At 68.8% G+C, this 8,771-nt stretch carries 8 protein-coding genes; 5 read left to right on the forward strand and 3 right to left on the reverse strand.

The features are described 5' to 3' along the window. Positions 1–6 precede the first annotated feature (6 nt). A complete protein-coding gene (locus VPA02S_RS19505) occupies positions 7–876 on the forward strand; it encodes an NmrA/HSCARG family protein (protein ID WP_015866235.1) in 870 nt (289 codons plus the stop codon). Between the two features lie 303 nt (positions 877–1,179). Continuing rightward, the gene (locus tag VPA02S_RS19510) at positions 1,180–2,352 is read left to right on the forward strand and encodes a serine hydrolase domain-containing protein (RefSeq protein WP_015866236.1); all 1,173 of its coding nucleotides are present in this window, start codon (positions 1,180–1,182) and stop codon (positions 2,350–2,352) included. Between the two features lie 35 nt (positions 2,353–2,387). Here the strand turns inward: VPA02S_RS19510 and VPA02S_RS19515 are convergent, their stop codons facing one another. The 3 genes from VPA02S_RS19515 to VPA02S_RS19525 form a co-directional block, all read right to left on the reverse strand. Next, positions 2,388–3,644 carry a CaiB/BaiF CoA transferase family protein gene (locus VPA02S_RS19515; RefSeq protein ID WP_015866237.1) on the reverse strand — a complete coding sequence of 419 codons (1,257 nt, stop codon included), beginning with the start codon at positions 3,642–3,644 and terminating at the stop codon, positions 2,388–2,390. A 74-nt stretch (positions 3,645–3,718) separates the two neighbouring features. Continuing rightward, positions 3,719–4,498 carry an IclR family transcriptional regulator gene (locus tag VPA02S_RS19520; RefSeq protein ID WP_015866238.1) on the reverse strand — a complete coding sequence of 260 codons (780 nt, stop codon included), beginning with the start codon at positions 4,496–4,498 and terminating at the stop codon, positions 3,719–3,721. Further along, complete coding sequence (locus VPA02S_RS19525; RefSeq protein ID WP_062365246.1) at positions 4,495–5,277, reverse strand: IclR family transcriptional regulator; 783 nt, start codon at positions 5,275–5,277, stop codon at positions 4,495–4,497. The genes VPA02S_RS19520 and VPA02S_RS19525 overlap by 4 nt, the downstream gene beginning before the upstream one ends. A 144-nt stretch (positions 5,278–5,421) precedes the next feature. Here VPA02S_RS19525 and VPA02S_RS19530 point away from each other — a divergent pair, with 144 nt between their 5' ends. The 3 genes from VPA02S_RS19530 to VPA02S_RS19540 are packed head-to-tail and all read left to right on the forward strand — an operon-like array spanning position 5,422 to position 8,768. Beyond that, a complete protein-coding gene (locus VPA02S_RS19530) occupies positions 5,422–6,390 on the forward strand; it encodes a Bug family tripartite tricarboxylate transporter substrate binding protein (RefSeq protein WP_015866240.1) in 969 nt (322 codons plus the stop codon). 42 nt (positions 6,391–6,432) lie between these two features. Beyond that, a complete protein-coding gene (locus VPA02S_RS19535; RefSeq protein WP_062365247.1) occupies positions 6,433–7,605 on the forward strand; it encodes an acyl-CoA dehydrogenase family protein in 1,173 nt (390 codons plus the stop codon). Then, on the forward strand, positions 7,605–8,768 hold the full coding sequence (locus VPA02S_RS19540; protein ID WP_062365248.1) for an acyl-CoA dehydrogenase family protein: 1,164 nt from the start codon (positions 7,605–7,607) through the stop codon (positions 8,766–8,768). The genes VPA02S_RS19535 and VPA02S_RS19540 overlap by 1 nt, the downstream gene beginning before the upstream one ends. The last annotated feature ends 3 nt before the right edge of the window (positions 8,769–8,771 follow it).

An 8,771-nucleotide genomic window follows, 5' to 3' on the forward strand; every position in this document is an offset into this window, starting at 1 on the left:
ATTTTCATGAGCATTCTCGTCACTGGTGCCACCGGCACCATCGGTTCCCTCGTCGTCCAAGGCCTGGCCGCTGCCGGCGCCAGCGTCAGCGCGTTCGTTCGCACGTCCGGAAAGCAAGCCTTCCCGGCGGGCGTCAAGGAGGTCGTCGGCGACCTGACCGACGTGCCCTCGCTGCGCGCGGCGTTGTCCTCAGTGCGCACGCTGTTTTTGCTGAACGCCGTCACGCCCGACGAAGTGACCCAAGCCCTCGTCGCGCTGAACCTGGCGCGCGAGGCCGGCATCGAGCGCATCGTCTACCTGTCGGTCATCCATGCGGACAAGTTCACCGACGTGCCGCACTTCACCGGCAAGCACACGGTCGAGCGAATGATCGAGAGCCTCGAGATTCCGGCGACCATCCTTCGGCCCGCGTACTTCATGCAGAACGAGCGCATGGTGCAGCAGGTGATCCAGGGCCACGGCGTCTACCCGATGCCGATCGGCTCCACGGGCGTCGCGATGATCGACGCGCGGGACATCGCGGACACCGCCATTGCCGAATTGCTGCGCCGCGACCGCGCACCAGCGCCACTGCCGCGCGTGACGCTGGAGCTGGTCGGCCCCGAGCTGCTGACCGGCGCCTCGGTGGCCAAGGCCTGGAGTGCCGCACTCGGCCGCGAAGTGGCTTACGGCGGCGATGACGTGGCCGCCTTCGAAGGCCAGATGGCCGCGCTGGGCCCGTCCTGGCTGGCCTACGACATGCGCCTGATGATGGCCGGGATCCAGAAGTTCGGCATGCACGGTGAGGAGGGCGCAGCGGATCGCCTGCAGGCCATGCTCGGCCGTCCGCTGCGCAGCTACGCGGACTTCGTCAAGGAGGCGGTTGCCGCGTCGTAGGCGGCGCATCTCGCGGCAGGTTGCGCTTGTGGCAGAGCCAGACATATGCAACCATCGCGCCGCCGTGCGGCGAGGCGACAAAGCGCATCGCCATCACTCGTCGGGCGTCACACCAACAAAGGGGGCCGCGTGGATCAAGGTGTTCAAAAGAAGTCATTCGTACTATCGCGCGGATTGCACGCGGCTCCTTCGGTTCTCCTGATGGCGGCGGCGATGCTGGTTGCTGCTTGTGGTGGTGGTGGTGGCGGTGGGAGTGGCGGCGCGGTTCTTCCCATCGCCGGCATTCCACCTGCAAATGGCGGCGTGACCCCTCCGGACAATGGCAACTCCGACGGCTATCCGCATGCGTTGGAGTCCATCGGCACAGTGCGCCAGATCTACGACGGCGCACTCTCCCCTGAACTGGCGGTCAATACCTACCGCAACATCGACCGCTTGTTTCCCACGCGCACTGTCGAGCCCGGCGGCACGCCGTCTGCGTTGCCCGCTGCGGCCGCGCGGCTCACACAGGTGAACTTCACGGTGAGTGCTGCGAGATACAGCCTCGCCGACTTCATGTCGGTGAATCGTGTTGCCGGTCTGCTCATCCTGAAGGACGGCAAGATCGTCCATGAGACCTATCAGTACGGCAACACGCAACGCACGCGCTGGATGTCGATGTCGGTGGCCAAGTCGATCACCTCGACGCTGATCGGCGCGGCCGTGAAGGACGGCTACATTGCCAGCATCGATGACCAGGTCACCAAGTACGTGCGCCGGCTGGTGGGCAGCGCCTACGATGGTGCGACGGTCCGCAATGTGATGATGATGGCTTCGGGCGCGCAGTGGAATGAGACCTACACCAACCCGAACTCCGATCGGCGCCAATTGCTCGAGGCGCAGATCAGCCAGAAGCCGGGCTCGGCCATGGATCTCATGAGCAAGCTGCCGCGCGCGGCGGCACCGGGCTCCGTCTACAACTACAGCACCGGCGAAACACAGGTGGCCGGCGAGATCGTCTACAACGCGGTCAAGAAACCCCTGGCGCAATATCTCTCCGAGAAGATCTGGTCGAAGGCCGGGATGGAGGCGCAGGCCAACTGGTGGCTCGACTCACCCAACGGCGTGGAGATCGGCGGCAGCGGCATCAGCGCCACCTTGCGCGACTACGGACGCTTCGGCCTGTTCGTGATGAACGATGGTGTGGCTGCCGGCCAGCAGGTGGTGCCGGTCGGATGGGTCACGGACGCGGGCACGCCCAAGGTGCTGACAAGTGGCAACTCGATCAACTACGGCTACCTGTGGTGGATACCGCCGAGCGGCCCCTCGGCCGCAGACGGCGCCTTCTACGCGAACGGCATCATGGGCCAGCAGATCTACGTCAACCGCAAGGAAAAGGTGGTCATCGTCGTCTGGGGCGCGCAGACCGACCCCGCGGGAAACGGCACCTTGCCGGTGGTGCCGTTCTTTGATGCCGTGGTGGCGGCGCTCAAGTAGGCGGTGCGAATGTTCAGGCCAGCTGCAGCGCCCGCTCAGATCACGCCCTCGCGCTGCAGCCGGTCCAGCGCATCGCTGCCAAGGCCTAGCGCACCGTAGACCTCCGCGTTGTGTTCGCCGGCCGCCGGCCCGGTGCGCGGCGGCGCGGGCTTGAAGCCGGAGAAGCGCGGCACGATCGCGGGCGCGGGCAGCGACCCGAGGTCCGGATCGGGCAAGCGGATGATGGCTTCGCGCGCAATGAAGTGCGGATCGGCCATCACGTCGTCCACCGCATAGACCTTGCTGTGGGGAACGCCGCCGCGGGTCAGGGCCTCGGACAGCGCTGCCAGCGTCTGGCACTCGCACCAGCCGGCGACGATCGCATCGATCTCGTCGATGTTTTGCACCCGGTCCGGCGTGGTCGCAAAGCGCGGGTCGTGCGCCAGCGCCGGCTGGCCCATGGCCTGGCAGATGCGCTTGAAGATCGGGTCGGACGATCCCACGATCGTGACCCAGTGGCCGTCGGCCGTGCGGTACATGTTGGAGGGTGCCGTGTAGGTGGCCCGGCTGCCCGAGCGGCTGCGCGCCTGCCCCAGCACCTCGTGCTCGACCGGCAGCGCTTCGAGCAGCCGGAACATGGCCTCGGTCGCCGCGAGGTCGATCTCCCGGCCCGGTGCGTCGGGATGGCGATGGCGTTCCGCGATCGCGGTGGAGATGGCGAAGGCGCCGAACAGGCCCGCGATGACGTCGCCGAGCGGATAGTTCATGTGCTGCGGACTGCGGCCGCTTTCGCCGGTCAGGTGGGCGAAGCCGCTCATCGCCTCGAAGATGCGCGCGAAGCCCGGACGCTGCGCATACGGGCCGGTCTGGCCGAAGCCGGTGACGCGCAGGATGACGAGCCTGGGGTTGACCGACCACAGCGTGGGCGCGTCGAGCCCCCACTTGTCGAGCGTGCCGGTGCGGAAGTTCTCGACCAGCACATCGAAGGACGCGATCAGCCGCAGGAACAGCGCACGGCCCTCCGGCTTGCGCACGTCGAGCGACACGCCCTTCTTGCCGCGGTTCGAGACCTTCCAGAACAGCGCATGGTCCGGCGTGGTGGGCGAGAGCGAGCGCAGCGGGTCGTTGCCTTCGGGCAGCTCCAGCTTGACGACCTCGGCGCCCATGTCGGCGCACAGCGAGGCCGAGAAGGGCGCCGCGATCACGGTGGCCATGTCGAGGATCCGGATGCCGGCGAGCGGCCCCTGCGGCGTGGCGGGCGGTGGCGTGGGCTCGGCGGCGGCGGCGGTGTGTTTGAAAGCGTCGGATGGCATGCATCGGAGTCTGTTGGCGCGCTCCATTTGCCGCAACCCATGTTTCGACATCCTGAACGCGGTGCCGGCGCGCGCTATCGCAGGCCCAGCGAAAGCTCGATGCTGTGCGCCAGCGTGAGCAGCCGCGGCGCGGCCTCCCGGCGCATCTGCGCGAAGCTGCCGCGCCGGGTTGCCACGGCGCAGTTCAGCACGAACTGCATGCCGTCCACCAGGCCGTGCAGCGGCACGGCAAAGCCATGCCGGTTCGGCTGCCAGTCGGCACGGGCGCTGCAGAAGCCGTCGCGCGCCAGTTCTTCACGCGCCAGCTCGGCCGCCGCGGCATGGCGCTCGAACTCGGCCGGCGCGGCGACGCGGATCTGGTTCAGCACCGACAGCCGCTCTTCGGGCGCGGCGCGCGCGAGCCAGGCGCGTCCGATGGCCGTGGCCAGCATGGGAAGCGGCGCGCCGATGTCGGGCGTCAGCACGAAGTCTTCGCTGCTGCGCGCAGTCTCCACGTACACCATGTGGATGCGGTGGCGCAGCCCGAGCGAGACGGCGCCTTCGATCTCGCGCGCCAGCGTTTCCATCATCGGCCGCGCGACCGGACGGATGCGCATGCTGGCCAGCAGCGGATGGCCGAGGCCGAGCACAGCCGCGCCCAGCCGGTACCTGGCGCTGGCCGGGTCGCGCCGCAGGTAGCCGAGCAGCGCGAGCGTGTGCGTCAGGCGCGCGACCGTGGGTTTCGAAAGGCCGGTGCGCTGCGCAAAGTCCTTGTTCGCGAGGCTCGATTCGCCGGGATGAAAGCACAGCAGCAGGTCGATGCCGCTCGCGAGCGTGGTGGCGAACTGGCGGTCCTTGGTGTCCGCATCTTTCATGGCGCGGCATCCAGGTCGGCTTCCACGCTGCGCGCGAGCGCGACGAGGCGTGGGCCCACGCCTTGCTCGAGCTGACGCGGGCCGAGCCGCGAGGTGAGCACGCCGCAATTGAGCACCAGCGTCTCGCCGTCCTGGGGAATGCGGATCGGCACGCCGACCGCCTGCACGTCGCTGCGCCAGGCGCCGCGCGACACGCAGAAGCCCTTGCGCTTGAGGTCGGCCTGCGCCCGCGCCAGGTCGGCTTCGTACAGCCGCACCTGGCCCGGTTCCGATGCCTCGATCTGCGCCAGCACCGCGTCGCGCAACTGCTGCGGCGCGTGCGCGAGCCAGCCGCGCCCCATGGCTGTCGGCAGCATCGGCACGGCCGCGCCGATGTCGGGCCGCCATGCGCTCAGGTCGTGGCCGCGGCAGGTTTCGACGTAGACCATCCGCGTGCGGTCGCGCATGCCCAGCGAGACCGAGCCGCCCACCTCGTCGGCCAGCTGTTTCATGCGGCCGCGCGCGACTTGCCGGATGCGCAGGCTCGCCATCAGCGGATAGCCGATCGTGAGCGCCGTGGAGCCCAGGCGATAGCGCCGCAGGTGCGCATCGAAGACCACCAGGCCGCGCGCCGCCAGCGTGTAGGTCAGCCGCGAGATCGTCGCCTTCGACAGCCCGGTGCGCTCCGACAGTTCCTTGTTGCCGAGCGCGGGCTCGCCGACAGTGAAGCAGTGCAGTACCTGCAGGCCGTGCTGCAGCGTGGTTGCGAAGTCGGGGTCGGGGTGGCGTGCGGCAGGCATGGGGGCTCGTGTGGCGCGGTGAATGCTACGTCCGGCAGGGCGTGCTGGCGAGCGACGGCATTCAAGATAGAGAAACATCATTTTCCATATGTGATGCCGCTGCGTAGTCTCCGGGCCCTGGCAAAGAATCAACCGGAGACTCCCATGCGCAAGATGTTCATGCTCGCTGCCGCCTGCCTGCTGGCCGCGGCTTCCGCGGTGCACGCCGACCCGGCCGCCTATCCGGCCAAGCCGGTTCGCCTCATCGTGCCCTTTGCACCGGGCGGCTCCACCGACGTGCTGGCGCGGCTGCTGGCCGCGGCCCTCGCTCCCGAGCTGGGGCAGCCCGTCATCGTCGAGAACAAGGCCGGCGCCGGCGGCAACATCGGCGGCGACTATGTCGCCAAATCGGCGCCCGACGGCTACACGCTGCTGATCGCGGCGGCCGGTCCCACGGTGATCAACCCGAGCCTCTACACAAAGATGCCCTACGACCCGGCCAAGGACCTGCGGCCGGTGACGCTGCTGATCCAGGAGCCCAACCTGATGGCGATCAACCCGAAGATTCCGGCGAAGACGGTGCCCGAGTTCATCGCCTATGCCAAGTCCAGGCCGAAGGAGGTCAGCTTCGGCTCGGCGGGCAACGGCAGCCCGTCCCACCTGGCCGGCGAATGGTTCAACCAGCTCACCGGCACCACGATGGTCCACGTCCCGTACAAGGGCACGGGCCCGGCGATGAACGATCTGCTGGCCGGGCAGATCGCGATGATGATCGACAACATGCCCGCGCTGTGGCCGCATGTGCAGTCGGGCAGGCTCAGGGCGCTGGCGGTGTCCACCGACAAGCGGGCCACGGCCGCACCCGAGGTGCCGACCGTCGCTGAGTCGGTCAAGGGCTTCAGCTTCGGTGCATGGAAGGGCCTGATGGTGCCCGCAGCAACGCCCACGGCCATCGTCGAGCGCCTGCACGCCGCCACCACCAAGGCGCTGGAAAAGCCCGAGCTCCGCCAACGGCTGCTGGCGCTGGGCGCCGAGCCGGTCGGCAATACCCCGGCGCAGTTTGCCGAGCTCATCAAGGCCGACACGGCCTCGTGGGCGGCGCTGGTCAAGTCCACCGGAACCAAGCTGGACTGAGGTCCGCGCGCATCCACCCCCTGAAGCAAGGAGCAACACATCATGCAGCGTGACCCCCAAGCCTTCGACCAATTCCTGGGCAGCCTGCGCAGCTACGTGCGCGAGCGGCTGGTGCCGAACGAGGCGCGCGTGGCCGATGCCGACGAAGTGCCCGCCGACCTGGTGGCCGACATGGCGGCGCAGGGCCTGTTCGGCTATTCGATCCCCGAGGCCTATGGCGGTGCGGGCATGACGACCGAGGAGCTGGTGCTGGCGGCAATGGAGCTGTCGCAGTGCTCGGTGGCCTTTCGGGCCCGTGTCGGCACCAACACCGGCATCGGCTCCGAAGCGCTGGTGGCCGATGGCACCGAGGCGCAGAAGCGGCGCTACCTTCCGCGGCTGGCCAGCGGCGAGCTGACCGGCGCGTTCGCGCTGACAGAACCCGAGGCCGGCTCGGACGCCGCGTCGCTGCGCACCTCGGCGCGGCGCGAGGGCGACCACTACGTGCTCAACGGCACCAAGTGCTTCATCACCAACGCGCCGATCGCCGGCCTTTTCACGGTGATGGCGCGCACCGACCCCGACGACCTGTCGGCGCGCGGCGTCACGGCCTTCCTGGTCGAGCGCGGCATGCCCGGACTCAGCACCGGGCCGGCCTACAAGAAGATGGGGCAGGCGGGCTCGCCCGTGTCCGAGGTGCACATGAACGACTGCATCGTGCCGGCGGAGAACGTCATCGGCGGGCGCGAAGGGCAGGGCTTCAAGACGGCGATGAAGGTGCTGAACAAGCAGCGCATCCACCTGGCGGCCCTGTGCATCGGGCCGGCGATCCGCATGCTGCAGGACGCCGTGGCGTTCGTCTCCACGCGCAAGCAGTTCGGCCAGGCGCTCTCGGGCTTCCAGCTGATCCAGGCGCTGATCGCCGACAGCCAGACCGAGATCCATGCGGCCCGCGCGCTGGTGCTGGACACCGCGCGCAAGCGCGACGAAGGCATCGACGTGACGATGGAGGCGTCGATCTGCAAGTACTTCGCGTCCGAGATGTGCGGCCGCGTGGCCGACCGCAGCGTGCAGATGCTGGGCGGCTACGGCTACATTGCCGACCACGGCATGGAGCGCTTCTACCGCGACGTGCGGCTGTTCCGGCTGTACGAAGGCACGAGCCAGATCCACCAGCTCAACATCGCCAGGCGCACGCTGGCCAAGGCCGGCTACGGCGGCGAAGGCGCCTCCTGATGTTCGGCTACAGCGACCGCCTTCCGGCGCTGCGCGAGGCGGTCCGGCGCTTCGTCGACGAAGAGGCCATTCCGCGCGAGTGCCCGGCGCTGGCCCACGACCTGGATGCGCTCGAAGCTGCGGTGCGCTCGCTGCGCGCCAAGGCCATGGAGGCCGGCATCTACGCACCGCAGCTGCCGGTGGCGTGGGGCGGCCTGGGCCTGTCGTGGCGCGATCGCTCGGTGGTGCTCGAAGAGGCCGGCCGGAGCTTCCTTGCGCCATTGGCCATGAACTGCGCGCCGCCGGACCAGCCCAACATGATCAACCTGCTCGCCGACGGGACGCCGGCGCAGCAGCAGCGCTACCTGGTGCCGCTCGCGCGCGGCGAGGCCCGCTCGTGCTTTGCGATGACCGAACCCGAGCCCGGCGCCGGGTCCGACCCGTCGATGCTGCAGACCGTGGCCGAGCGCCGCCCCGGCGGCTGGGTCATCAACGGCCGCAAGTGGTTCATCAGCGGCGCGGTCGGCGCCGCGTTCGCGCTGGTGCTGGCGAAGACAGGCGAGGGCGCGACGATCTTCATTGTCGATGCCGGCAACCCCGGCTACCGCGTGGTGCGCAACATCGCGAGCATCGATGGCTTCCAGATCGGCGGGCATGGCGAGATCGAACTGCAGGATTGCTTCGTGGATGACGGCGCGGTGCTGGGCGAGGTGGGCCGGGGCTTCGCCTACGCGCAGATGCGGCTCGAACCGGCGCGCCTGTCGCACTGCATGCGCTTCATCGGCCGCGCCTCGCGCGCCATGGCGCTGGCGCAGGATTACGCCAACCGGCGCCACTCGTTCGGCCAGCCGCTCGCGCAGCTGCAGCAGGTGCAGGCGATGGTGGCCGATTCGCACATCGACCTGCATGCCGCACGCCTGATGACCTGGCACGCGGCCGCCAAGCTCGATGCAAAAGAAAGCATCAAGCACGAGTCGGCCATGGTCAAGGTGTTCGTGTCGGAAGCCGTGGGGCGCGTGGCGGACCGCGCCGCGCAGATCATGGGCGCGCTCGGCATGTCGGAAGACTCGCCCGTGTCGATGATCCTGCGCGAGATGCGGCCCTTTCGCGTCTACGACGGCGCGTCGGAGGTGCACCGCTCGACGCTGGCGCGGCGCATCCTGAAGGAATCGCTGCGTCCTTGAGAC

The organism is Variovorax paradoxus NBRC 15149, assembly GCF_001591365.1.
Classification (GTDB): domain Bacteria; phylum Pseudomonadota; class Gammaproteobacteria; order Burkholderiales; family Burkholderiaceae_C; genus Variovorax; species Variovorax paradoxus.

What these genes read in the sequence shown, in the direction of transcription:
- VPA02S_RS19530 (WP_015866240.1), top strand. Translation starts at nt 5,422, where the DNA reads ATGCGCAAGATGTTCATGCTCGCTGCCGCCTGCCTGCTGGCCGCGGCT.
- VPA02S_RS19535 (WP_062365247.1), top strand. Translation starts at nt 6,433, where the DNA reads ATGCAGCGTGACCCCCAAGCCTTCGACCAATTCCTGGGCAGCCTGCGC.
- VPA02S_RS19505 (WP_015866235.1), top strand. Translation starts at nt 7, where the DNA reads ATGAGCATTCTCGTCACTGGTGCCACCGGCACCATCGGTTCCCTCGTC.
- VPA02S_RS19515 (WP_015866237.1), bottom strand. Translation starts at nt 3,644, where the DNA reads ATGCCATCCGACGCTTTCAAACACACCGCCGCCGCCGCCGAGCCCACG.
- VPA02S_RS19525 (WP_062365246.1), bottom strand. Translation starts at nt 5,277, where the DNA reads ATGCCTGCCGCACGCCACCCCGACCCCGACTTCGCAACCACGCTGCAG.
- VPA02S_RS19540 (WP_062365248.1), top strand. Translation starts at nt 7,605, where the DNA reads ATGTTCGGCTACAGCGACCGCCTTCCGGCGCTGCGCGAGGCGGTCCGG.
- VPA02S_RS19520 (WP_015866238.1), bottom strand. Translation starts at nt 4,498, where the DNA reads ATGAAAGATGCGGACACCAAGGACCGCCAGTTCGCCACCACGCTCGCG.